The organism is Mesorhizobium sp. WSM3224 (assembly GCF_000427725.1).
In the GTDB taxonomy this organism is placed as follows: domain Bacteria; phylum Pseudomonadota; class Alphaproteobacteria; order Rhizobiales; family Rhizobiaceae; genus Mesorhizobium.
Window position 1 is genome coordinate 126,451 of sequence record NZ_ATYO01000002.1, and the last position, 24,996, is coordinate 151,446.

General features: G+C 64.3%; 17 protein-coding genes. 1 reads left to right on the forward strand and 16 read right to left on the reverse strand.

Features of this window, described 5'->3' with window-relative positions; genetic code table 11:
- Positions 1–11 precede the first annotated feature (11 nt).
- The 8 genes from YU3_RS0104275 to YU3_RS0104320 all read right to left on the reverse strand — a co-directional run bounded on the left by YU3_RS0104275 (position 12) and on the right by YU3_RS0104320 (position 13,006).
- On the reverse strand, positions 12–1,526 hold the full coding sequence (locus YU3_RS0104275) for an aldehyde dehydrogenase family protein (protein WP_027165078.1): 1,515 nt from the start codon (positions 1,524–1,526) through the stop codon (positions 12–14).
- A 275-nt stretch (positions 1,527–1,801) separates the two neighbouring features.
- On the reverse strand, positions 1,802–3,076 hold the full coding sequence (locus YU3_RS0104280) for an RNA polymerase sigma factor (protein WP_027165079.1): 1,275 nt from the start codon (positions 3,074–3,076) through the stop codon (positions 1,802–1,804).
- Positions 3,073–3,447 carry a YciI family protein gene (locus YU3_RS0104285; RefSeq protein WP_027165080.1) on the reverse strand — a complete coding sequence of 125 codons (375 nt, stop codon included), beginning with the start codon at positions 3,445–3,447 and terminating at the stop codon, positions 3,073–3,075. Before YU3_RS0104285 ends, YU3_RS0104280 begins: the two co-directional genes overlap by 4 nt.
- Before the next feature lie 110 nt (positions 3,448–3,557).
- Positions 3,558–4,649 carry a DNA topoisomerase IB gene (locus tag YU3_RS0104290; protein WP_027165081.1) on the reverse strand — a complete coding sequence of 364 codons (1,092 nt, stop codon included), beginning with the start codon at positions 4,647–4,649 and terminating at the stop codon, positions 3,558–3,560.
- Between the two features lie 268 nt (positions 4,650–4,917).
- Positions 4,918–5,802: a transglutaminase family protein gene (locus YU3_RS0104300; protein WP_027165082.1), complete on the reverse strand. Its 885-nt coding sequence runs from the start codon at positions 5,800–5,802 to the stop codon at positions 4,918–4,920.
- A gap of 124 nt (positions 5,803–5,926) precedes the next feature.
- On the reverse strand, positions 5,927–8,338 hold the full coding sequence (locus tag YU3_RS0104310; protein ID WP_027165083.1) for a circularly permuted type 2 ATP-grasp protein: 2,412 nt from the start codon (positions 8,336–8,338) through the stop codon (positions 5,927–5,929).
- Positions 8,339–8,344: 6 nt separating this feature from the next.
- Positions 8,345–11,704 (reverse strand): transglutaminase family protein, encoded by a 3,360-nt coding sequence (locus YU3_RS0104315; RefSeq protein ID WP_027165084.1) that lies wholly within the window; start codon positions 11,702–11,704, stop codon positions 8,345–8,347.
- A gap of 105 nt (positions 11,705–11,809) precedes the next feature.
- On the reverse strand, positions 11,810–13,006 hold the full coding sequence (locus YU3_RS0104320; protein ID WP_027165085.1) for an acyl-CoA dehydrogenase: 1,197 nt from the start codon (positions 13,004–13,006) through the stop codon (positions 11,810–11,812).
- Positions 13,007–13,111: 105 nt separating this feature from the next.
- On the opposite strand from YU3_RS0104320, the gene YU3_RS0104325 reads away from it, so the two are divergent.
- Entirely contained in the window at positions 13,112–14,023 is a 912-nt protein-coding gene (locus YU3_RS0104325; RefSeq protein WP_027165086.1) for a LysR family transcriptional regulator, read from the forward strand.
- Here the strand turns inward: YU3_RS0104325 and YU3_RS0104330 are convergent, their stop codons facing one another.
- The 8 genes from YU3_RS0104330 to YU3_RS0104365 form a co-directional block, all read right to left on the reverse strand.
- A complete protein-coding gene (locus tag YU3_RS0104330; protein WP_027165087.1) occupies positions 14,024–16,339 on the reverse strand; it encodes a Tex family protein in 2,316 nt (771 codons plus the stop codon).
- 123 nt (positions 16,340–16,462) lie between these two features.
- Complete coding sequence (locus YU3_RS0104335; protein ID WP_027165088.1) at positions 16,463–17,641, reverse strand: serine hydrolase; 1,179 nt, start codon at positions 17,639–17,641, stop codon at positions 16,463–16,465.
- A 30-nt stretch (positions 17,642–17,671) separates the two neighbouring features.
- Positions 17,672–18,868 carry a serine hydrolase gene (locus YU3_RS0104340; protein WP_027165089.1) on the reverse strand — a complete coding sequence of 399 codons (1,197 nt, stop codon included), beginning with the start codon at positions 18,866–18,868 and terminating at the stop codon, positions 17,672–17,674.
- A 247-nt stretch (positions 18,869–19,115) separates the two neighbouring features.
- A complete protein-coding gene (locus YU3_RS0104345; RefSeq protein ID WP_027165090.1) occupies positions 19,116–20,144 on the reverse strand; it encodes an extracellular solute-binding protein in 1,029 nt (342 codons plus the stop codon).
- Between the two features lie 46 nt (positions 20,145–20,190).
- Positions 20,191–21,003 carry an ABC transporter permease gene (locus tag YU3_RS0104350; RefSeq protein ID WP_027165091.1) on the reverse strand — a complete coding sequence of 271 codons (813 nt, stop codon included), beginning with the start codon at positions 21,001–21,003 and terminating at the stop codon, positions 20,191–20,193.
- Positions 20,996–21,943, reverse strand: a complete 948-nt coding sequence (locus YU3_RS0104355) for an ABC transporter permease (RefSeq protein WP_051333846.1) — start codon at positions 21,941–21,943, stop codon at positions 20,996–20,998. Before YU3_RS0104355 ends, YU3_RS0104350 begins: the two co-directional genes overlap by 8 nt.
- A complete protein-coding gene (locus YU3_RS0104360) occupies positions 21,943–23,046 on the reverse strand; it encodes an ABC transporter ATP-binding protein (protein WP_027165093.1) in 1,104 nt (367 codons plus the stop codon). Before YU3_RS0104360 ends, YU3_RS0104355 begins: the two co-directional genes overlap by 1 nt.
- 140 nt (positions 23,047–23,186) lie before the next feature.
- Positions 23,187–24,845 (reverse strand): amidohydrolase, encoded by a 1,659-nt coding sequence (locus YU3_RS0104365; RefSeq protein ID WP_027165094.1) that lies wholly within the window; start codon positions 24,843–24,845, stop codon positions 23,187–23,189.
- Positions 24,846–24,996: the final 151 nt, after the last annotated feature.

The window sequence follows — 24,996 nt, forward strand, 5'->3', positions numbered from 1 at the left end:
GCCGTTCCGATTCAGTCGATGTCGAAGGACACGCCCTGCGCGAGCGGCAGCGCCTTGGAGAAGTTCACCGTGTTGGTGGCGCGGCGCATATAGGCCTTCCAGGCATCCGAGCCGCTCTCGCGGCCGCCGCCGGTCTCCTTCTCGCCGCCGAACGCCCCGCCGATCTCGGCGCCCGAGGTGCCGATGTTGACGTTGGCGATGCCGCAGTCCGAACCGTCGACGCCGAGGAACCGCTCCGATTCCTGCAGGTCGCGGGTGAAGATCGAAGACGACAGGCCGGCGCCGACCGCGTTGTGCTGCTCCAGCGCCTCGTCGAAATCGGAATATTTCATCACATAGAGGATCGGCGCGAAGGTCTCTTCCGTCACGGGAGACACTTGCTTCGGCATCTCGACCAGCGCCGGATGCACATAATAAGCGTCTGGATGGTCGTTTTCGACGCGCGCGCCGCCGGTCACCTTGCCGCCATGCGCTTCGGCTTCCTTCAGCGCCTTCTGCATATTGTCGAAGGCCGCCTTGTCGATCAGCGGACCGACCAGCGCCTTGCCTTCCAGCGGATTGCCGACCGACACGGACTGATAAGCCTTCTTCAGCCGCGGCAAGAGCGCATCATAGACGCTGTCATGCACGAACAGGCGCCTGAGCGTCGTGCAGCGCTGGCCGGCCGTGCCCATGGCGCCGAAGGCGATGGCGCGCAGCGCCATGTCGAGATCGGCGGTGGGGCACACGATGCCGGCATTGTTGCCGCCGAGTTCCAGCACCGCGCGGGCGAAGCGCTTGGCGAGCCTTGGACCGACCTCGCGGCCCATGCGGGTCGAGCCGGTCGCCGAGACCAGCGCCACCTTGGGATGGTCGACCAGCACCTCGCCGGCGACGCGGTCGCCGATCAGGACCTGCAGCAGGCCTTCCGGCGCGTCGGCGCCGAAACGCTTGGCGGCGCGCTTGAAGATCGCCTCGCAGGCAAGGGCCGTCAGCGGCGTCTTTTCCGACGGCTTCCACACCACCGAGTCGCCGCAGACGAAGGCAAGCGCGGAATTCCACGACCACACCGCGACCGGGAAGTTGAAGGCCGAAATCACGCCGACCACACCGAGCGGATGCCAGGTCTCCATCATGCGGTGTCCTGGGCGCTCGGTGGCGATGGTAAGACCATACAATTGCCGCGAGAGACCGACGGCGAAATCGCAGATGTCGATCATTTCCTGAACCTCACCCAGCCCCTCGGACGGGATCTTGCCGACCTCGATCGACACCAGCCGGCCGAGCTCGTCCTTATGCGCGCGCAATTCCTCGCCCAGCAGCCGCACCAGTTCGCCCCGCTTCGGGCCCGGCACCAGCCGCCAGGCCTGGAAGGCCTTGTGCGCGGCATCGATAGCCTTGCCGGCATCGGCGGCCGAGATCGACTTCAGCGCCGCGACCTGTTCGCCCGTCACCGGGCTGCGCACGATCAGGTCGCCGCCCGAAAGCGCATCCCTGGCAACACCGAGTTTCTCCAGAAGTGACGCCGTTTCCTTCGCCAATGTCATTTTTTGTCCCTTTCAGATCCCGCCTCTCATAGAGCGGAAGTGGAAGCCATGCGCCATGTCGTGGTCCGTACCGTTGGGCACAGCCGGGCGCTTTCATGGCGTGGCATTACTCGTTTCGGGGAAAAACCGCCACCCCGGCATGGTCCAAGGCCGGGTCGCGAAATTGGGCCAGACGATAGCGCATGATCCCGAGAACCGATTTTCGGATCATGCTCTAACAAAGAGTTAGATCAGGATGACGATTCAACGAAACGTCATCCCGATCTGGAGCCGGCTCAGCGCGCTTTTTGGAAAGAAGACTTTTCGGCGCTTTCCTTGATCAGCCGATCGATATGCATGCGGATATGCGCCGCCTCGGCGGCGGTGTTGGCCAAAGCGACGGCGCGGTCGAAGGCGACACGCGCCTCCTCGTTGCGGCCAAGCTGCATAAGCAGCCCGCCCCTCAGCCCGAAGAAGTGGAAATAGCCCGACAACCGGTCTTCAAGCGGCTCGATCATGGCGAGCGCTTCTTCCGGGCCGCGGACCTTGCTGACCGCAACGGCGCGGTTCAGCGTCACCACCGGCGACGGCTGCATCTGCTCCAGCAGGCCGTAGAGCAGGTCGATCTCGGTCCAGTCGGTGTCTTCGGCGGTCGCCGCGCGGGCATGCAGTGCCGCGATTGCCGCTTGCACCTGGTAAGGGCCGGGTTTGCGGTGACGCAGCGCCTTGTCGACCAGCGCCAGGCCCTCGTCGATCATCTTGCGGCTCCAGAGCGACCGATCCTGGTCCTCCAGCAGGACGATCTCGCCATTCTCGTCGAAACGCGCCGGCGCGCGCGCATGCTGGAGAAGCAGCAGCGCGGTCAGCCCCATGATCTCCGGTTCGGCCTGGAAGAGCCTGAGCAGCAGACGGGCGAGGCGGATCGCCTCTTCGCAAAGCGGCGCGCGGGCCGGCGCCTCGCCGCCATTGGTCGAGTAGCCTTCGTTGAAGATCAGGTAGACCATCGCGGCGACAGCGGCGAGCCGCTCCGAACGCTCGACGGCGCCTGGCGTTTCGAACGGCACGCCGGCATCGGCAATGCGAGCCTTGGCGCGGGTGATGCGCTGTTCCATGGCGCTCTCGCCGACCAGGAACGCGCGCGCGATCTGCTTGACGGTGAGGCCGGAGACGATGCGCAGCGCCACCGCGATCTGCTGCGTCGCCGGCAAATCCGGATGACAGCAGATGAACAGGAGCCGCAGGATGTCGTCGCGGTAATGCGCGCCATCGAGCCGCTCGGCGATGTCGCTCTCGGCGTCGTCCAGATCGGAAATCTGGTCTTCTTCCGGCATCGGCGCCTGCTTGGCGCGTTTGCGCACCGCGTCGATGCCGCTGTTGCGGCCGACGAAGATCAGCCAGGCGGCCGGATCGCGCGGCGGCCCGTTCTTCGGCCAGTTGTTGAGCGCTCTGAGACATGCATCCTGGAAAGCCTCCTCCGCGGCGTCGAGGTCGCGGAAGTAGCGCAGCAGCGCGCCCATCGCCTGCGGACGGGCGTTGCCGATTGCGGTGCTTATCCAGGCAAGCTCGGTCATACGGCGACCTTTGTCGGATTGAATACCGAAACGGGCCGGATCTCGTAGGAGCCGCCGCTCGGATTGACCTCGGAAAGCTCACGGGCGAACTCCACGGCTTCGTCGAGGTCGCGGCATTCGAGCGTGTAGAAGCCGAGAAATTGTTCCTTGGTCTCGGCGAACGGGCCATCGAGCACGATCGCTTCGCCCTTGACCCTTCTCAGCGTGGTCGCGGCAGTCGTCGGCAAAAGGCGCGCCACCGGCCCGAGCCGGCCGGCCTTGGCGTATTTATCCTGCACGTTGAGGAGCTTTGCCATGACCTCGTCGTCCTGTTCCTTGCTCCAGGAACAGACAACGTCTTCGGAGGCGTAGCAGAGGATGGCGTAGAGCATGGCAGGTCCTTTCCGTATCAAAGGACGCGACAGTAGGACCCTTCCCGACACAAGGTCGATAAAAAAATTCAGCGCGCGATCACGAGCTTGGCGACCTTTCCGGCCGGTCGTCAGGCGCCGTGCGCCTGCAGCCATCTGAGCACCAGCGCTTCTTCCTCGTCGAGGCCGGACATCAGCCGTTTGCGCTTGTTGGCTTCAGCAATTTCGTCAAGCAGGCGCCCTTCGGCCCACGCCTCGAACACCATGGGGTGAATATAGCATTTGCGGCAGACGGCACGGGTATTGCCCAGCCGCTCGGCGACCTTGTCGACGACGCTGTTTATCACCCGGTTTTGCTGCGTCTTGTTTTCAGGAAGCTCGGTCTGAGCAAACAGCGAGGCGGCATGAATGGTACCGCCCCAGGTGCGGAAATGCTTGGAGCTGAAATCGGCGCCGCAAGCCTCGCGAATGTAGCGATTGACGTCCTCCGAGCGCACCGGCCGCCGATCTCCATCCTCATCGAGATACTGGAACAGTTTCTGCCCGGGCAGATCCTGGGCGCCGCGCACGATCTTGGCGATGCGGCGATCAACCAGCCTCAGCTTCCATTCCTTGCCGGACTTGCCCTTGAAGGCGAAGCGCAGGCTGGAACCCGTGATCTCGACGTGACGGTCGCGCAGCGTGGTCAGCCCGAAACTCTTGTTGTCCCGCGCATAGGCCGCATTGCCGATCCGGATCATGGTGTTGTCGAGCAGCCAGACCACCGAGGCGACAACGCGCTCCAGAGGCAGCCCGTGCCGGCGCAAATCGGCATCGATCTGACGCCTGAGAGCGGGCAGGCTTTCCGCGAAGGCGACGAGGCTCGAATATTTGACGCCGTCGCGTTCCTCGGTCCATTGCGGGTGATAACGGTACTGCTTGCGGGCGCGCTGGTCCCGGCCCGTCGCCTGGATATGGCCGTCCGGATCGGGTGAGATCCACACATCCGTCCAGGCCGGCGGAATGACGATCGTCTTGATGCGGGCAAGCGTGGTTTCGTCGACGGCTCTGCCATCGGGTCCCAGGTAGGAAAATCCCGCGCCTTTCCTCAACCTGCGGATGCCGGGATCGGCATCGCTCACATAGATGAGCGACGCGCTCTCGGCGGAGGTCTGCGCACCGTTCCTCCGCGTTTCCTCGTCCCGAGCTGAACGGGCCGGGGACGATTGTGACCGCTGCAACATGCGGGCTCCGCGAAATTGTCCGTAGATAAAGCCGCGCGCCGGTGACTGGTTCCGAAAGCACTTCTCAGCCGTGCCAGATGGCCGATACATCCGCCATCAAGAGCCCGCCATCGTCGGCATGGGCGGGAAAATACTCTCGCCCGGCCGGTACGGCCTCGAGGATCATTCCCGCCTCGTCCGCCAGATAGTCGTAGCCGATTGATTGGAGTGCCCAGGATACCGACGGCAGTCGTGCTTGAGAAGCGCCTATCGGGAATCGGGTTTGTCGTCACACCTTTTCGACGACGACCGGAATGACGTCGACCGCCTGCTCGCCGGCTTGGCCGCCCGTCGTCTTCAACACACCGACGATCGGCGCCACATCGGAATAGTCGCGGCCGTAGCCGACCGTGATATGATCGTTGCTCGCCCGCATGCCGTTGGTCGGGTCGAATTCCTGCCAGCCGGCGTCGCGCCCGCACCACGCCTTGACCCAGGCATGCATGGCGTCGGCGCCTTCGAGCCGCGGCTTGCCCTTCGGCGGGATGGTGCGCAGGAAGCCGCTGACATAACCGGCCGGGATTCCCAGCCCGCGCAGACCGGCGATCATGATATGCGAAAAATCCTGGCAGACCCCGCGCTTCAGCGCGAAGGCGTCGCTGGCACGGGTCTGCACCGTCGTCGCCTTGCCGTCATAGGTGAAGTCGCGGTGGATGCGGTTGCAAAGATCGACCGCCGTAGCGACCGCCGAGCCGGCGAGGCTTTGCCGCGCATAGGCCGTGATCGCCGCGTCGATCCCAGCGTGGTCGCTTGCGGCGAGGAAATGATGCGGCGAAGCCGGCGCCAGCAAGCGCACCGCCTCCAGTTCGGCCCGCAGGCCATGAATGTCGGGCGAGACATCGAGACCTGGCTCAGGCCGCGAGACCGAGACACGTGCGCTCATTCGGATGTCGAGCGTCTCATGCGCGTCGCGAAAGGCGATGGAGGTGACGTTGTTGCCGAAGAAATCGGTGAAATCGGCGCGCTCCGCAGGCGTTGGCGCGAAGGACAGCGAGGCGGCGATTACCCGCTGCACCCCGGCAATCGTCTGCGGCATGACCCGAACCTGGTGCCGGCCGCCGCCGGCGGCGCCGGCATAATCGTAATGCAGATGAAGTTTGATGTCGTAGAGCACTAGAGAAATTCCAGCAAAAGCGCGCCGCGATTGGGCTCAGCGTCCTGGCCGCAGCCTTGCGCCAGAAACAACGTAAAAACAAAGAGATAGAGCATTGGAGGCGGTCCTTTTCGCTGCAGATGCTCTACCCGAAATAGGCTCTGGAAAGACTGCTGTAGAGATCGCCGATCTGGCCGGCGAAGTCGTCGAGCACCTTGGCGCTCATGTCCGACGGCTCCATGACGGCGATCGCCGTGTTGAGCTGCAGTATCTCCTTGGCGGCCGGCGACATATGCCCTTCGCCGCCAACCGAGGGCAGCAGGCCGATTTCCGCCTTCAGCCGCTCGAGCTGAAACAGGATGGAGCGCGGATTGAGCGGGTCGAGCGCCAAAAGGTCGATCACGGTGCGCCGCCCCGCCCGCACCGGGTATTGCCGGCGATGGGTCATGACGCTGTCGCCGATCTCCAGCATCATGTCGAGCGCCCCTTCCGGCGCCTCTTTCCTGGTCAGCCGGCCTAGCGTGCGGGCGATCTGGATGCCACGCTCCAGCCTGCGGCCGATCTCCAGGAAGCGCCAACCGGTGAAGCGGTACATGTTCTCGTGCAGCAGGCCGGAAAAGCCCGCCAATTTGCGCAGCAATACCGTCATCGCGCGCGTCGCGTCGTCGCCGGGCGCCACGATGCCGGCGAACCTATGGATGGTCTTCGACAGATCCTTCAGCGCCAGCCAGCCGTCCGGCGAAAAGCGGTCGCGGATTTGCCCTGCGCTGTAGACGGCGCTGTCCAGCGTGTCGATCAGCCCTGACGGGATCGCCGACTCGACGTCGATGCCGAACGGCTCGAGATAGTCCTTGATATCGGCAAGCAACGGCATCTCGGGGTCGGACGTCTCCGCCAGCCTGACGTGATAGGCGCGCAGCACCCGCACCGTGTCTTCCGAGCGCTCGATATAGCGGCCGAGCCAGGTCAGGTTCTCCGCCGCGCGGCTGGGCAGGCTGCCCGGCGTGGTTCGGGTGAAGCCGTCATGCTCCTGCGGCAGGAGCGTCTCACGCTCCACCGGCTTGTCGCTGACCACCCAGACATCCGCCGCCTGGCCGCCGCGCTGCATGGCGATCGCGGTCGGGTCGAGCGATAAGCCGACACGGGCGAAGCCGCCGGGCATTACGCTCCAGCCTTCCTGTGTTCGCGCCAGATAGACGCGCAGACTGGCTGGCCGCGGCTCCAGCCGGCCGTCGACAAACACCGGCGTGGTCGAGAGCGTCACCGCTTCCTGGCCGACAAAGCCGGCGCCGTCGGCTTCGATCCGCGCGACGAGTTCCGCCCGTTCCCCCGCCGAAAGCGCCGAACCGAGCCTGGTCGCGCCATCGTCCTCGAAGGCGAGCCGCGTCGACAGCGCCGGGCCAACCACCAAGCGGTCGATATTGGCAAGCACGTGGTCGCGTTCGTTCTGCTGCCCGCACCACCAGGTGGCGACGTTCGGCAACGAAAGGTCTTCACCTTGCAGTTCCCGCGCGATCCTGGGCAGGAAGGAAAGCAGCGCCCGCGTTTCCACCAGGCCTGAACCCAGGGCGTTGACCGCTGAGACCGTGCCGCGCCGGATCGCTTCGACGAGCCCCGGCGTGCCGATTTGCGACTCCGGCCTAAGCTCCAGCGGATCGGCGAAGGCGGCATCGAGCCGCCGCCACAACACGCCGATCGGCATTAACCCCGAAACGGTGCGCACCATCAGCCGGCCGTCGGAGACGGTCAGGTCCTCGCCCTCGAGCAGCATGATGCCGAGATAGCGGGCGATATAGGCGTGCTCGTAATAGGTCTCGTTGAGCGGTCCCGGCGTCAGGATGGCGACGCGGCCGCCGGAATCCTTCGCCATGCCGTTCAGCGCATCGCGGAAACGGCGGAAGAAGCCGGCAAGCCGGTGCACATGCATCTCGCCATAGATTTCGGACAGCGCACGCGTGGTGGCGACGCGGTTTTCCAGCGCGAAGCCCGCGCCCGACGGCGCCTGGGTGCGATCGCCCAACACCCACCAGCGGCCATCCGGCCCGCGCCCGAGCTCGAAGGCGACCATATGGAGGAAATGTCCGCTGGCCGGCCGGATGCCGGCGACAGGGCGCAGATATTCCGGGCTTGCGGCAATCAGCCCGGCCGGCAGGATGCCCTTCTCGATTAACCGGTTCGGCCCATAAATGTCGGCAAGGATCGCCTCGAACAGGTCAGCACGCTGGACGAGACCAACACTTATCTCGGTCCATTCCTTCTCGTCGATCAGCAACGGGACATGCGCCAGCGGCCATTCCCGTTCATTGGCGCCGGCCTCGTCGTAGACACGATAATAGACGCCCGCATCGCGCAGATATTGATCGGCGCGGGCAAACCGTTGTCCAAGCCGCTCCGCTCCAAGCTCGTCCAGCGCGTCGACGAAACTGCGCCAGGCCGGACGCGGGCTGCCTGACGCGTCGACCATCTCGTCGACGACGCCTTCGATCGGCCGGTACCGCTCCAGCAGGCTCTGCGCCCGCGGCCTGCCGCTCACCCGTTTCTGATTCCCCTTGGCCATTCCCGATCAGAGTCTCGCCGGCCGCCTGAGGTCAAGGGTCATCGAGAACTCTTCAGAGGCTTCTTCTTCACCCGGCACATAGGCACCCGGCGTGTGGCCGCGCGGTTCGAATCGCGCAAGCCGCCGCGCCTCGGCTTCGTTGCCGTTGACCGGGAAGGTGTCGTAACTGCGGCCGCCCGGATGCGCGACATGATAGACGCAGCCGCCGACCGAACGGCCCGACCAGCGGTCGTAGATGTCGAAGACCAGCGGCGTGTTGACCGGCAGCGCCGGATGCAGGCCGGACGCAGGCTGCCAGGCCTTGAAGCGCACACCCGCGACCGCGACCTCGCGATTGCCGGTCACTTTCATCGGCACGATGCGGCCGTTGCAGACGACGGCGTGGCGCTCCGGATTGAGGCCTTCCGTCTTCACCTGCAGCCGCTCGACCGAGGAATCGACGAAGCGGACCGTGCCGCCGATCGCGCCCTGCTCGCCCATCACATGCCAGGGCTCCAGCGCCTGCCTTAGCTCCAGCTTGACGCCGGCATGCTGAACCTCGCCGCAGAAGGGAAAACGGAATTCGAGTTGCGCCGCGAACCAATCGGGGCGGAAGTCGAAGCCGTTTTGCTTCAAATCCTCCAGCACGTCGAGGAAATCCGCCCAGACATGATGCGGCAGCATGAAACGGTCATGCAGCGAGGTGCCCCAGCGCACGAAGCGGCCATCGAGCGGGTTTTTCCAGGATCGGGCGATGATCGCGCGGACCAGCAATTGCTGCGCGAGCGACATGCGCGCATTGGGCGGCATCTCGAAGCCGCGGAACTCGACCAGCCCGAGCCGACCGGTCGGGCCATCCGGCGAAAATAGCTTGTCGATGCAGATTTCCGAACGGTGCGTGTTGCCGGTCACGTCGGTCAAAAGATTGCGGAACAGCCGATCGACCAGCCACGGCAAGGGTGCGGCGCCCTTGTCCGGATGCGGCACCTGCGCCAGCGCGATCTCCAGCTCGTAAAGCGAATCGTGCCGCGCCTCGTCGAAACGCGGTGCCTGGCTGGTCGGGCCGATGAACAGGCCGGAAAACAAATAGGACAGCGACGGATGCCGCTGCCATTGCAGCACCAGGCTTTTCAACAGGTCGGGCCGGCGAAGGAACGGACTGTCGTTCGGCGTGGCGCCGCCGACCACGACGTGGTTGCCGCCGCCGGTGCCGGTATGGCGGCCGTCGATCATGAACTTGTCGGTGCCGAGCCGCGACTGCCGTGCTTCCTCGTAGATGGCCGTGGTTGTTGCGACGCATTCCTGCCAATCGGCGGCCGGATGGATGTTCACTTCGATGACGCCCGGATCGGGCGCCACGCGGATGACGTTGAGGCGCGGATCGTGCGGCGGGCCGTAGCCTTCAATGTGTACCGGCAGCCCGATGGTCCTGGCCGCGTTCTCCGCCGCTGCCACCAGTTCGAGATAGTCTTCCAGCGCCTCGACCGGCGGCATGAACACGCAGAGCCGCCCGTCGCGCGGTTCGACCGAAAGCGCGGTGCGCACCGCGCCGCCGATCTCGGTGATCTCCTGCTCGACGCGGTCTTGCTGGCCGGTCGTGGCGGTGAACGACACCGCCTGCTGGCGGCGCGCCATTTCGTCGGCGCCTTCGAGCTCTGCTGGAGCAGCCCTAGGCAAAATCGCCTCGCGCGCCGGCAGCGGGCCGCGCGGCAGCGACGGATCGACCGGCACGATATAGGGGAACTGCGCCGGCGGCACGTAAGGCAGCGTGCCGAGCGGCAGGCGGTAGCCAACCGGGGAGTCGCCTGGCACCAGGAACAGCCGGCCGCGCCGTGTCTTCCATTTCTCCGAACGCCAGCGATGTTCCGCGGCCTGGCTGTTCCAGCGCTGCACCGGCAGCACATAGCCCGACGGCTTGGTCAGGCCACGCTCGAAGACGCGCGCCATGCGGCTGCGCTCCTCCGGGTCTTCCAGCTTGGAGTTGGAGGGATCGACATTGTCCGGCAGCTTGCCTTCCTTGAGCAGCCATTCGGCCGGATCCTCATAGGCCTCGCTGACCATCGCCTTGTCGATGCCGAGCTCGCCGGCAATCGCCGTCAGCAGGCTTTCGGCCTGCTCGGGCCCGACCGCGGCGCTGCTCTTCTCGCGCGCAATCAGCGAAGGGTCGCGCCACACCGGCTCGCCGTCGGCGCGCCAATAGAGCGAGAAGGTCCAGCGCGGCAGGCTCTCGCCCGGATACCATTTGCCCTGGCCGTAATGCAGGAAGCCGCCCGGCGCGAAGCGCTCGCGCAGCCGGCGGATCAGCTCATCCGCCTTGTCGCGTTTGGTCGGGCCGACGGCCGCCGTGTTCCACTCGGCGGCTTCGAAATCGTCGATCGAAACGAAAGTCGGCTCGCCGCCCATGGTGAGGCGCACGTCGCCGTCTCTCAGCGCCGCGTCGACCTTTTCGCCCAGCACGTCGAGCGCTTCCCAGCTTTCGTCAGAGAACGGCTTGGTGATGCGCGGATGCTCGGCGATCCTGTCGACGCGCATGTCGAAGTCGAAATCGACATTGGCGAAGCTTGCCATGCCGGAGATCGGCGCAGCGTTGCGGAAATGCGGCGTCGCGGCGAGCGGCACATGGCTTTCGCCTGTCAGCAACCCGGAAGTCGGGTCGAAACCGATCCAGCCTGCGCCCGGAAGATAGACCTCGCACCAGGCATGCAGGTCGGTGAAGTCGACGGCGGTTCCGGGCGGTCCGTCCAGCGCGACCAGATCGGGCTTGAGCTGGATCAGGTAGCCGGAAACGAAGCGGGCTGCGATGCCAAGGTTGCGCAGAATTTGCACCAGCAGCCAGCTCGAATCCCGGCACGAGCCCTTTTTCGCGGCAAGCGTTTCCTCCGGCGAAAAGACGCCAGTCTCCATGCGCACGATATAGGCGATCTCGCGCTGCAGCCGCGCATTGAGGTCGACGAGGAAATTGACGGTGTTCCTCGGGCTCCGATCGATCGTCGCCAGGAATGCCGAGAGCAGCGGCCCAGCCGGTTCCGGCATGCGGTAGATGGCAAGGTCGTCCCTGATCTCCTCGGGATAGTCGAACGGAAAGATCTCGGCCGATTCCTCGACGAAGAAGTCGAACGGGTTGTAGACCGTCATGTCGGCGACGAGGTCGACCTCGATCTTCAATTCGCTCACCGGCTCCGGGAAGACGAAGCGGGCGAGGAAGTTGCCGTAGGGGTCCTGCTGCAGGTTGACGAAGTGGTTTGCCGGTTCGACCTTCAGCGAATGGCTGAGCACCTTGGTGCGCGAATGCGGCGCCGGCTGCAGCCTGATCACCTGGGGGCCGAGTATGACCGGCCGGTCATATTTGTAATGGGTCAGGTGATGGACGGCTGCCAGAATTGCCATGGTGCCCCGGGGTTCGGCGTTTCAGTGGCCGAACCCTGACATAAGTGCTGGCCATTCTCCAAGCAGAGATGTTGCGCTGCACCTAATTTAAGCAGCGCTGCCGGCTTAGAAAAACGCCTGGATACCGGTCTGCGCGCGCCCGAGGATCAGCGCATGCACGTCATGCGTGCCCTCATAGGTGTTGACCGTCTCCAGGTTCTGCGCATGGCGCATGACGTGGTAGCCGATCTGGATGCCGTTGCCGCCATGCATGTCGCGGGCCTGGCGGGCGATGTCGAGCGCCTTGCCGCAATTGTTGCGCTTGACGATCGAGATCATCTCCGGCGCCATCTTGCCTTCGTCCATCAGCCTACCGACGCGCAAGCTACCCTGCAGGCCGAGCACGATCTCCGTCTGCATATCGGCGAGCTTCTTCTGGAACAGCTGCGTGCCGGCGAGCGGCTTGCCGAACTGCTTTCGGTCGAGGCCGTATTGCCGGGCCCGGTGCCAGCAATCCTCGGCCGCGCCCATGGCGCCCCAGGAAATGCCGTAGCGTGCCCGGTTGAGGCAGCCGAACGGGCCGCCGAGGCCTTTGGCATTGGGCAGCAACGCGTCTTCGCCGACCTCGACGCCTTCCAGCACCACCTCGCCGGTAATTGACGCCCGCAGCGACAACTTGCCGCCGATCTTCGGCGCAGACAGCCCCTTCATGCCCTTTTCCAGCACGAAGCCACGGATTTCATCCTTGCCGTTGTCGCCCTTCAGCTTCGCCCAGACGACGAAGACATCGGCGATCGGCGCGTTGGAGATCCACATCTTGGAGCCGGAGAGCCTGTAGCCGTTCGCGGTCTTCTCGGCGCGTGTCTTCATGCCGCCTGGATCGGAACCGGCATCCGGCTCGGTCAGGCCGAAGCAGCCGATCCATTCGCCCGACGCCAGCTTCGGCAGGTATTTCTTGCGCTGCTCTTCAGAGCCATAGGCATGGATCGGGTACATGACCAGCGACGACTGCACGCTCATCATCGAACGATAGCCGGAATCGATGCGCTCGACTTCACGCGCCACCAGCCCGTAGGTCACGTATCCGGCGCCGAGCCCGCCATATTCTTCCGGGATGGTGATGCCGAGCAGGCCGGCCTCGCCCATCTCGCGGAAGATAGACGGGTCGGTCTTCTCGTCGAGATAGGCCTCCTCGATCCGCGGCGCCAACTTGTCGGCGGCGAAGGCGGCGGCGCCGTCGCGCACCATGCGCTCATCCTCGGAAAGCTGGTCCTCGATCAGGAAAGGATCGTTCCACACGAAGGCATTCTTCTCGGCGGCCATGGCCCGCTCTCCCGGCAAGTTTTTGAGGTGCCCGGCTTATCGGCCTCCGCAAGGGAAAAATCAAACGAAATTGCATCACTGATCAATGAGCGTTAGTAATAGATCATGAACGTCCAACGCCGTCTTTTGCCGAACACCGCCGCCCTTGCCGCCTTTGAGGCGGTGGCGCGCCTCGGCTCCTTCACCGCCGCAGCGCGCGAGCTCGACCTGACGCAAGGCGCCGTCAGTCGGCAGATCAGCCTGCTGGAAGAGCAGTTCGGCCGGCGGCTGCTCGAGCGCGACAGCCGCAATGTCCGGCTGTCGGCGGCCGGCGAGATCTACGCCGAAGCGGTGCGTTCAGCGCTCGGCCAATTGCGCGATGCCGCGCTTGGATTGATGAGCAATCGGCATAGTGGTGTTCTCAATCTTGCCATCCTGCCGACCTTCGGCACGCGCTGGCTGATGCCGCTGATCCCGGATTTCGTCGCCAGAAACCCCGACATAACGATCAACTTCGCCACCCGCATCGGCCGCTTCGACTTCGCCCGCGAACGGCTCGATGCCGCGATCCATCACGGCATGCCCGACTGGCCGGAGGCCGACTGCACGCTTTTGATGCGCGAAACCGTGATGCCGGTGGTCTCGCCCGAATTCCTGGCCAACCGCGACATCACCACGCCGGCCGATATCGGTCGCCTGCCGCTGCTGCACATGGCGACGCGGCCCGGCGCCTGGAGCGAATGGTTCGAGGAGCAGGGTCTGAGCGCGCCGACTGGCCCCGGCATGCAGTTCGAGCAATTCGGCACGGTCGCCCAAGCCTGTATGGCCGGGCTCGGCGTGGCGCTGCTGCCGGAAATCCTGATTGCCGGAGAATTGCAGCGCGGCCAGTTGGTGCCCGCCCCCGGCCAGCCGATACAAAGCCGCAGCGCCTATTATCTGGTCGTGCCGCACGACAAGCGAGGTCATCCGCCGGTCGCCAGTTTTCGCGACTGGCTGCTGGGTCAGATCACCAAGGAGCCGGCTGTCCTTGCGTGGTAACTACTTGCGCCTCATCGCCTCGGCGAGCGCCGCTCCGAACGCGCCCTGTGCCGGCTTTTCCGGCTGGCGCTGCGGCGCCGTCGGGCGCGGCGCCGGCTTGCCGCCGCCGCTGTCACGCTGGCCACCGCGAGACGCCTCGCCGCCGTCCTTGCGCATCGAAAGCGCAATGCGCTTGCGCTTGATGTCGACATCGACGACCCGAACCTTCACCACATCGCCCGCCTTCACTACCTCATGCGCGTCCTTGATGAAGCGGTCGGCCAGTTGCGACACGTGCACCAAACCGTCCTGGTGCACGCCGATATCGACGAAGGCGCCGAATGCCGCGACATTGGTGACTGTGCCTTCAAGCAGCATCCCTGGCTTCAAATCCTTGACGTCGTCGACCCCTTCCGCGAAGGTCGCCGTCTTGAAGCCGGGGCGCGGGTCGCGTCCAGGCTTTTCCAGCTCGGCGATGATGTCGCGCACCGTCGGCAGGCCGAAACGCTCGTCGACGAAGACGCGCGGGTCGAGCGCCTTGAGCGCGGCGCTGTCGCCCATCAGCGCGCGCACGTCGCGGCCGCAGGCGGCGACGATCTTCTTCGCCAGGCGATAGGCTTCCGGATGCACCGCCGAGGCATCGAGCGGCTCTTTTCCGTCTGGGATACGCAGGAAGCCGGCGGATTGTTCGAACGCGCGTGGCCCGAGCCGGGACACCTTGAGCAGATCTTTCCGGCTGGCGAAGGGGCCGGTCGCATCGCGATGCGCGACGATCGCATCGGCAAGCGACGGGCCAAGGCCGGAAACCCGCGCCAGCAGCGGCGCCGAGGCGGTGTTGAGATCGACGCCGACGGCATTGACCGCATCCTCCACCACCGCCTCCAGCGAGCGTCCGAGCCGGTATTGATCGACATCGTGCTGGTATTGGCCGACGCCGATGGATTTCGGTTCGATCTTGACCAATTCCGCGAGCGGATCCTGCAAGCGCCTGGCGATCGACACCGCGCCGCGCAGCGAAACATCCAGGCCGGGGAACTCCGCCGCCGCCGTGGCCGACGCGGAATAGACCGAGGCGCCTGCTTCGCTCACGATCACCTTGAGCGGCTTGGGACCCGGCCCGACAGGCATGTCGGACAGCATGTCGGCCACGAGCTTCTCGGTCTCGCGGCTGCCGGTGCCGTTGCCGATCGAGATCAGCTCCACCTTGTGCTGGCGGATGAGGGCGGCAAGTTCGGCCTGCGTGCCGCGCACATCGTTCCTTGGCGGGAACGGATAGACCGTCGTCGTCACCACCAGCTTGCCGGTGCCGTCGACCACCGCAACCTTGACGCCGGTGCGGATGCCGGGATCGAGCCCCATGGTCGGCCGCGACCCTGCCGGCGCGGCGAGCAGCAGATCCTTGAGATTGCGGGCAAAGACATGGATCGCCTCTTCCTCGGCCCGTTCGCGCAGGTCACGCATCAGATCGAGCGTCAGGTGCAGCGAAAGCTTGATCCGCCACGTCCAGCCGGCAACCTCCATCAGCCAGCGATCACCCGGCAGGCTGCCGCCGATGGCATAGGCATTGGCGACCATCCGCTCGACCGGCTTCACTGGCGAGGTGTCATCGGCATCGACCTCGATGTCTAGCGACAGCACCTCTTCGTTGCGGCCGCGCAACATGGCCAAGGCGCGGTGGCTGGGCACGCCCGACCAGCGCTCGACATGGTCGAAATAGTCGGAGAATTTCGTGCCCGCCTCCTGCTTGCCGTCGACGACCCGGGCGCGCAGGAAGGCGCGCTCCTTCATATAGGCGCGCAACTTGCCGACCAGGTCGGCATTCTCCGCGAACTGTTCCGACAAGATGTCGCGCGCGCCTTCGAGTGCCGCCTTGGCGTCGGCCACCTCTTCCGTGACATAGGCGAGCGCGAGCTCGGCAGGCACTGCCGACCGGTCGGCCAGGATCGCCTCGGCCAGCGGCCCGAGCCCGCGCTCCCTGGCGATTTCGGCCTTGGTCCGGCGCTTCGGCTTATAGGGAAGGTAGATGTCTTCCAACTCGGCTTTGGTGCTTGCCGCGGCGATCTTGGCCTCGAGCTCTTCGGTCAGCTTGCCCTGCTCGCGGATGGAGCCGACGATCGTCTCGCGCCGCGCATCGAGCTCGCGCAGATAGGAAAGCCGCTCGGAAAGGTCGCGCAACTGCGTGTCGTCGAGGCCGCCGGTGACTTCCTTGCGGTAACGGGCCACGAACGGCACCGTTGCGCCTTCGTCGAGCAGCCCGATGGCCGCCGCTGCCTGCTCCGGCCGCGCCCTGATCTCGGCCGCGATGATTGCTGCGATGCGCTTGATGTCCGATGCCATGCTGGTCCCTGCCGAAAAGAGCGGCGACCATAGGCCGGGATGCCTGCTGCGCCAACCGCTCTGTTTTCGTTGGGTCGCTAGGTTCCACAGGAAAACATAGGTTCGAGGCGCCGCCGGCTCCGCTCAGACCATCCCGCTCAACGCCTCGAGAAAGGCGACGATATCGACATCGAGCCGATCGTCCACCGGCTCAGGCTGCGACGACATCTTGGCGATGACCACTTCCGTCTTCGGATTGACGTAAATCCACTGGCCGTGGATGCCGATGCCGCAGAACGCGCCGCTGTCGTGGCCGGTCTGGTACCATTTGTTGCGGTAGCGCCCCTTCGGGAACAGGAATGCCATCGTGCCGCGCTGCCAGGCTTCATGGCTGCCGCCGGCGGTAACCGTGTCGCGCACCCAGGCTTCCGGCACGATGCGGCGGCCATTGACTGTCCCGCCCTGCCGCATCATCTCGCCGATGCGGGCAAGATCGCGCGGCGTCATCGACATGCCGCCGGCGGTGCGCGCCGTGCCTTCCATATCGACCGTCACCGACATCTCGCTCGCGGCGCCCAGCGGCAGCCACAGTTTCCCGCTGAGCAAATCACCGATGCGCTTACCCGATACCCGCTCCACCAGCATGCCGAGCACGTCCGAATTGGGCGAACGATAGCGGTAGGTCTGACCGTGCGGCTCGGCGAGCCGCGGCAGAGTCAGCAGGAATGCCGCCAGGCTCTCGGACCCGCCGCCGGGATTCCACAGCATCGCGCGGCGATAGCGGGCGAAGGCGCTTTCCGGATCGAGATAGGCTTCCTCGAAATCGAGGCTGACTGTCATGTCGAGCACATGGCGCACGCTTGCGTCGCCATAGGCCGAGCCTTTGGCCTCGGGGATGTACTCTGTCACCGGCGCTTCCGGGTCGAACACCCCCTCGCCCTCCAGTATGCCGGCGAGCACCGCAGTCACCGACTTGCTGATCGAGAAGATGATGTGGCGCGCTCCGAACGCCATGTTGGGCGCCGTCCAGTCGCCGACCGGCTTGCCGCCCTTCAGGATCGTCAGCCCGTCTGTATCGGAACGCTGGAGGAAGGCCTGGACGGTTTCGGCGCCGCCGGCCAGCCCGACCTTTTCGTCCAGCAAGCTGCCAAGGGATTTCGCTGGCTCCTCGCCGCCCGGCGCGGCCTCGACATGCACGCTCGGCACCAACTCGCCGACATTCTGGAAAGACCATCGGCTGAACGGCGCCAACCGCCAGGTGTCGAGCCGCACATCCTTGCGGGCAAAGCCGTATTTGGTCTCGAACGCGGTTTTGCCGGTCATGATACTCTCCCGGTTTCCATCTTAAGGCTTTCAGGTCAGCGCGGCGGCGATGGCATGCACCGCCTTCTGCGTCGCCACCGAATAGGCGGGATTGAGGAAATCCGGATAAGTCGAAAGCTTCACCACGACCATCCTGTGCTCCCAGCTCATGTGGATCATTTGGCCGAACACGCCGCGGCACATCAGCGAGCGTGAGCGCGAATCCTCGATCCAGAATTGGTTGCGATAGCTGCCGTCCGGAAGGCTCGGGCTGAAATTCGGCCCATGCTTGCCGCTGCGCGTCGCCTCGACCCATTCGGCCGGAATCACGCCGCCGCCATTGTCGAGGATCAATTGCCCGAAACGGCCATAGTCGCGCAGCGTCGCGTTGAAGCCGCCGTCGGCCAGCGCATAGCCGGCACTGTCGACGGTGAAGCAGGCGCTCTCATCGGCGCCGAGCTTCTGCCAGAGTTCTTCCGAGACAAGCTGCGCAAGGCGCTTGCCGCTCACCCGTTCCATGATGAAGGCGAGCACGTCGGTCTCGATCGAGCGGTATTCGAAGGCCTCGCCGTGCGGGCGCACCTTGTCCTTCAGCCGCAGGATCAGCTCGAACAGATGCGAAGGCCAAGGAAACTTCGGGTCGCTGCCCGGCGGGACCGGCTTCCAGCCGGTGGCGACATCGACCTGGCCGATCTCGGAATAGCGATCGGTGTATTCTTCGGAAAAGCGCACGCCCGTCGTCATGTCGAGCACTTGCTGCACGGTGGCGCCAGCCCAGCCGGTTTCGCCGAGTTCCGGCAGATAGTCGGCCACCAGCTTGGCAGGATCGATAAGGCCGCGCCCGACCAGGATGCCGCACACCGATCCGGTGACCGACTTCGCCATCGATTGCGACAGGTGCAGCGTGCGCTCGTCCATGCCGTTGAAATAGCGCTCATAGGCTATTCTGCCGTCCTTCAGCACCAGGAAGCCGTCGGCATAGGTTTCGTCGAGCAAGCCGGCGAGCGTGGTAGCAGCACCCTTGCTGTCCACCACCGGCAGATCGTCGAGATCGACTTCCGCGCGCTCCAAGCGATGGCGATGGCCGTTGCCGCGCCAGACCTCGACCGTCGGGAGAAATTCGCGAATGTGCTGGAAGGCCCAGCGGTTCCATGGCGGCCGGTCCCAATCGAGCTTCGGCGGCACCAGCGTGGGCGGCGATCCTTGCATGATTGGCGGCCGCGGATCGGAGTTGCGGTAAGACGTCATCCTGTCCTCCCCAGAGCAATTCCAGGAAAAGTGTGAAGCGGTCGGGTTCGGCGACTTCGCCGTAACTTTCCGTCCGGAATTGCGTCAAAACAAAGAGATAGAGCGGGTCGCCGTTTCCATGAAACGGTGAAACGCACTAATGCATGTCGCCCAAAGGTGCGCGGTGGTTTTGGGAAAACGACATGCGCAGAAACAGTCACGCGAAGGGGAGGCCGGAGCCTCCCCTCCTGTCATGCATTCCTGCAGATTACTTGCGCAGGTTGGTCCAGATCTTGTTGTAGATCTCGACCACATCCGGTGGGCACGGCGGCACGAATTCCGGCGTCGGCGCGCCTGCCGGCGGGTTGAGTTCCGGCGAATTGGCGAATTCCGGCGGCAGGAATTTATGGCTGCCGGCAATGCCGTTGTCGTAGCCGGCGAAATCCGAGATCATGGCCGCGTTCTCCGGTGCCATGATGAAGTCCTGGAACAGCTTGGCGTTGTCGAGGTTCTTGGCGCCCTTCAGCACCGCGACATTGTCCATCCAGCCTTCGATGCCTTCCTTCGGATAGGCATATTTGACCGCCGGCATCGCCTTGCGCGAGCGATAGGTCGCGCCGTTCCACTGCTCGGTCACGATCACGTCGCCGGAGGTGATCTTGGTGATCGTATCGTAGCTGAACGTCTTCCACGACGGCTTGGCGGCCATCAGGATGTCGTTGACCTTCTTCAGATTGGCCTTGTCGGCGCCGCAGCGCGGCACGCCGGCATAGCGCTCGGCCGCGTGCATGACGGTGTTGACGTCGTCGAGCACGTTGATCTGGCCCTTGAGCTCATCCGGCGGATTGAACAAGATCGCCAGCGTGTTGATGTCGCCCTTGAACTTGTCGGTGTTGACGGCGAAGGCCGTCGTGCCGAACTGCCAGGGCGCAGTGTAGTGGCGGCCCGAATCCCAATAGACGTCGAGGAAGCGCGGATCGATGTTCTTGCCGTTCGGCATCGCGTTGGGCTCGGTCTTTTCGAGCAGGCCCTCTTCGACCATGATCTTCACGGTGTAATCGGACGGCACCACGATGTCGTAGCCGGAATTGCCGGCGCGCACCTTGGACAGCATGGTTTCGTTGGAATCGTAGTCGTCCAGCGTCACCTTGATGTTGTACTGCTTCTGGAATTTATCGATCAGCTTGGGGTTGGTGTAGTCGCCCCAGTTGTAGATGTGCAGTTCGCCGTCGGCGAGCGCCGGCACGGCCCATAACAGCACCGCCGCGGAAACGGCCGCCATCAGTTTTTTAGACATTTTATGTTTCTCCTTGCCTTCCCATTGTTGTGTTGGAGCTCTCAAGTCATTTTGCGCGTCGCCGCGCGATCAGGAACGAGACCGAGACGAACAGGATCGACACCAGGAGCAGGATCGTGGAGACGGCGTTGATCTCAGGCGTCATCGGTCGCCGGATCTGGTTCCAGATGTAGAGGGGCAGTGTCGTCTGGCCGGGACCGGCGACGAGCTGCGTGATGGTGAAATCGTCGAAGGAGACGATGAAGGCCAGTGCCCCGCCCGACATGATGCCGGGAACCAGCAGTGGCAGCGTTATGCGCTTGAAGGCGTTCCACGGCGTCGCGTAGAGGTCTGCCGCCGCGTATTCGAGCGTCAGGTCCATGTCCTCGAGCCGCGCCCTGATCGGCATATAGGCGAAGGGGATGCAGAACACGGTATGGGCGAGGATCAGATTGCCGATGCCGAAATTCAGCCCGAACGTGCCGGCAATCAGCGCGAAGAAGGAAAGCGTCGCCACCGCCGTGATGATCTCGGGCACCATCAGCGGCAGGTTGATGACCATGAAGGCCGCGGCAAGCCCGCGCCATGGCTTGACCCTGGTCATGCCGATCGCCGCCAGCGTCGCGCAGATCGTCGAGACGATCGTCGCGGTCACCGAGATGATCAGCGTGTTCTTCGCGGCGCTGTGGAACTCCCCGTTGACGAGCGCGCTGCCGTACCAGTTGAGCGAGACGCCTTCCCATTGCGTGACCAGCGAACCGCTGTTCAGCGAGAAGATCATCAGGATCAGCACCGGTACATAGAGCACCAAAAGGCAGATGATGGCGACCGAGCGGAAGCCCGGCTGGTCCTTGATGTCCATGATGCGGGGTTCAGCCATGCTGCAGCTTCCCCGACGTGTTGCGGACATAGAAGAAAAGCGCCACCAGCACCGCCGCCATCAGGATCAGCGCCTGCGCGCAGCCGAGCGGCCAGTTGCGCCCCGATCCGAATTGCTGCGCGATGAGATCGCCGATCATCAGGTGCACGCCGCCCCCCAGGATCAGCGGCGTCACATAGGCGCCGAGCGCCGGGATGAAAACCAGCAGGCAGCCGGCGATGATGCCGGGCTTGGACAGCGGAATGATCACCCGCCACAGCACCTGCCGACGTGTCGCGTAGAGATCGTAGGCCGCTTCGATCAGCCGGAAATCGAGCTTCTCGAGACTGGAATAGAGCGGCAGCACCATGAACGGCAGGAAGGCGTAGAGCAGGCCGAGCTGGATGGCGAAGTTGGTGTAGAGCATGGTGATCGGCTTATCGATCACGCCTAAACCGATCAGCGCGTTGTTGATCAGGCCCTCGTCGCGGATGATGAACATGATCGCCAGCGTGCGCACCAGAAGGTTCGACCAGAACGGGATGGTGATCAGAAGCACCCACCAATTGCGCTGCGCCGGCGACCGGGTCGCCATGAAATAGGCGGTCGGGAAGCCGAGCAGCAGGCAGATGATGGTCGTCACCACCGCGAACAGGAACGAGCGCAGGTAGATGATCAGGAAGTCCGGCGTGAATTGCAGCGTGTCGTCGAAAATGTCGCGCTGGAACAGGAAGTTCAGATAGGCGTCGGTCGAGAACTGCCACTGCACGCCGCCATAGGGCGCGGCGACGAGGAACGAGTACACGCAGATGATGATGAGCGGCAGCACGCCGAATATGCCGATGATGATCAGCGCAGGCAGCGACAGCAGCCGGTTGCGCCGCGCGCCGGCCTTCTCCGCCTGGGCCTCGAACGATGCGGCCTTGGAGAGCGGGATTGGGGAGAGCGTGGCTGTCGTCATCAGTCTTTCAGGACGCGGGCGGCGTCCTCCTCGAACTGGATGCCGACCTTGGCGCCGGTCTCGAAGGTCACCGCGCTCGAACGGCTGTTCTGGTGGCGCACGATGAAATCCTCACCGCCGCCGTCGAGCTTGACGTGATAATGCGTGTCGGTGCCGAAATAGACGATGTTGGAAAGCGTTCCGCCAATCGTGCCCTTTGCCGGATCGGGCACAAGATCGGCATGCTCGGGGCGCACCACCAGCGTGACCTCGCCCGATGGATCGAACCCTTCCGGATAGCCGGCGGAGATCGTCGCGTTGCTGGCGAACTTGACCGTCGCCACACCGGGTTTCTTCGACACCACAGTGCCCGGCAGGAAATTGGTCTCGCCGATGAAGTCGGCGACGAAGCGTTCCGCCGGCCGGTCGTAGATGTCGCGCGGCGTGCCGACCTGCAGGATCTTGCCGGCCGACATCACCGCGATGCGATCGGACATGGTCAGCGCTTCTTCCTGGTCGTGGGTGACGAAGATGAAGGTGATGCCGGTCTCGTTCTGCAGCCGCTTCAGCTCGATCTGCATTTCCTTGCGCAGCTTGTAGTCCAGCGCCGACAGAGGCTCGTCGAGCAGGAGCACCTTCGGCTGCGGCGCAAGCGCGCGGGCCAGCGCCACGCGCTGCTGCTGGCCGCCCGAAATCTGGCTGGTGCGGCGCGCCTTCAACGCCTCCATCTTGACCAGCTTCAGCATCTGGGCGACGCGCGCTTCGATCTCCGCCTTTGGCTTGCCGAGCATTTCCAGCCCGAAGCCGATATTCTGCGCCACCGTCATGTGCGGGAAGAGCGCGTAACTCTGGAAGACGGTGTTGACCGGTCGTTTGAAGGGTGGCAGCGGCGCGATGTCCTGGCCGTGCAGCAGGATTTCGCCCGCGGTCGGGAAATCGAAGCCGGCAATCAATCTCAGCAGTGTCGTCTTTCCGCATCCGGACGGTCCGAGCAGCGTGAAAAACTCGTTCTCGCGGATCGACACCGATACCGTGTCGAGGGCGGCTACCTGGTTTTCGCCGGTTCCAAAAACCTTGCGAACACCGCGAACTTCGATCGCGTTCTTACCCGGATGTTCCGGCACGATTACCCCATTGAGAGAGCCTGCTCTTGTCGGCAGGTGTGTTCCTTTTTGATTGTCACCATAAGCTTGGCGGCTTGGCAACTGCGGAGCAGTGACTCGATCTGAGTGTCGAGTTCAATTAAGCAATTCCTATGCCATCGTTAGGCTTGGTAGGTGATCTTCCCTCCACAGATGGTGGTCACCGGACGCACCGTGTGCAGCGCTTCCGGTGCCGTCGTCTCGATATCAGCCGACAAAACGACGATATCGGCGAGATACCCGACTTTCAGGCGACCCTTGCGGTGTTCCATGAACTCGGCATAGGCGCCCTCGACCGTGTAGCTTTCTATTGCTTCCTGCACCGAGAAGCTCTGGTCCGGCATCCCTTCTGCCCAAGGTTTGCGCATGACTGCCGCCTGGATGGACAGGATCGGATCGACCGGCGAAACCGGCCAGTCGGAAGCGAACACCACGCGCGCGCCGGCGTTTTTCAGCGTGCGCCAGGCATAGCTCAACGGCCACTTGTCGCGGCCGATGCGCGAGATCGTCGGCTCCATCGGGAAGTTCAGCGCGCCCGGCGGATGCGCTGGCTGCATCGACGCCAGCACACCGAGCTCAGCGAAACGCGGCACGTCGGACGACGTGGTCACCTCGATATGCTCGACGCGGTGCCGGCTGTCGCGCCGGCCGTTCTTCTTCAACGCCGCCTGGTAGCCGTCGAGCACGGCACGTACCGCGCCGTCGCCGATCGAATGCACGGCGATCTGCAGGCCGCGCCTATCGGCCTCGACCGCCACTTCGGCGAAATGCTCCGGCGAAAACAACGGCTCGCCGCGCCATCCGGGCCGGTCGGCATAGTCGTCGACCATCACCGCCGTCCAGGAATCCAGCACACCGTCATAGAAGACCTTGACCATGCCGGACGACAGCCACTCGGAATTGTACGTCGCGGCCATCCGCGAGGCTTTTTCCAGCATGTCCAGCTTCATGAAGTTCTTGAAGTGGAACGGGATCTTGGTGCGGCAGATGAGCCGGCCCTCTCTTTCCAACCCAGCCAGCAGCTCGAGCTGGTAAAGATTGCCGTCCATGTTCTGGATCGAGGTGATGCCGTGCCTGGCACACCACTCAAGGCCGCGATGCATCAGGTCGCGATCGGCTGCCAATTCCTTCGCGGAAGGATATGGATCCGGCTCGGCGCCTTCGAGGCCAAGTCGCGTCCTGCTTGCCCCGTAATGGTCGAGGACTGGCCCGAACGCCTCGCCCTCGCGCAGCTCGCCGGCGGCAAGCCCGTCCGCGCCCATGACGATCTCATTGCCCTGCCCAACCTGCCTGCCATGGAGCAGCCCGGCCTCTTCCAGCGCCTTGGTGTTCGCCCACATCGTGTGGTGGTCGGAGGCCGACATGGCGAACGGCCGGTCGGGAATGATGCGGTCGAGATCGTGGCGCGTCACCGGCTCCGGCAGGATGGCGTAGTCGACGCCGGCGCCGATCAGGAGCCTGGCGTCCGGGCGCTTGGCGGCAAAATCCTGGATCGCGTCGCGCAGCGCGTCGAAGCCATGCACGCCCGCCAGATGCAGATTGTCGAGCTCGGCCGCGCCGCCGAACAGATGCATATGCGCTTCAATGAAGCCCGGCAGGACGGAACCGCCCTGGGCATCGATGACGCGCGTGCCGGGGCCTTTATAATCGCGCACGCTATCGCGATCTGCGATCGCAATTATCTGATCGCCCTTGATGGCAATCGCCTGAGCGCGAGGGGTGTCCGGATCAATCGTCAATACACTGGCGTTCTCGACGATCAGATCGGCCGTTTGCGGCATCATTTTCTCCCATTTGCGCCTAGGCTAGCAGAGTATTGGCGTCTGGCAAGCCGTCCCATGCTGGCCTCAGACAACAATTTGCGATGCCTCTTGGCGGCGCCGGAAACCTCTGCCACAAAGCTGTTCGAGAGCCACCGAAACTTGAACCCGA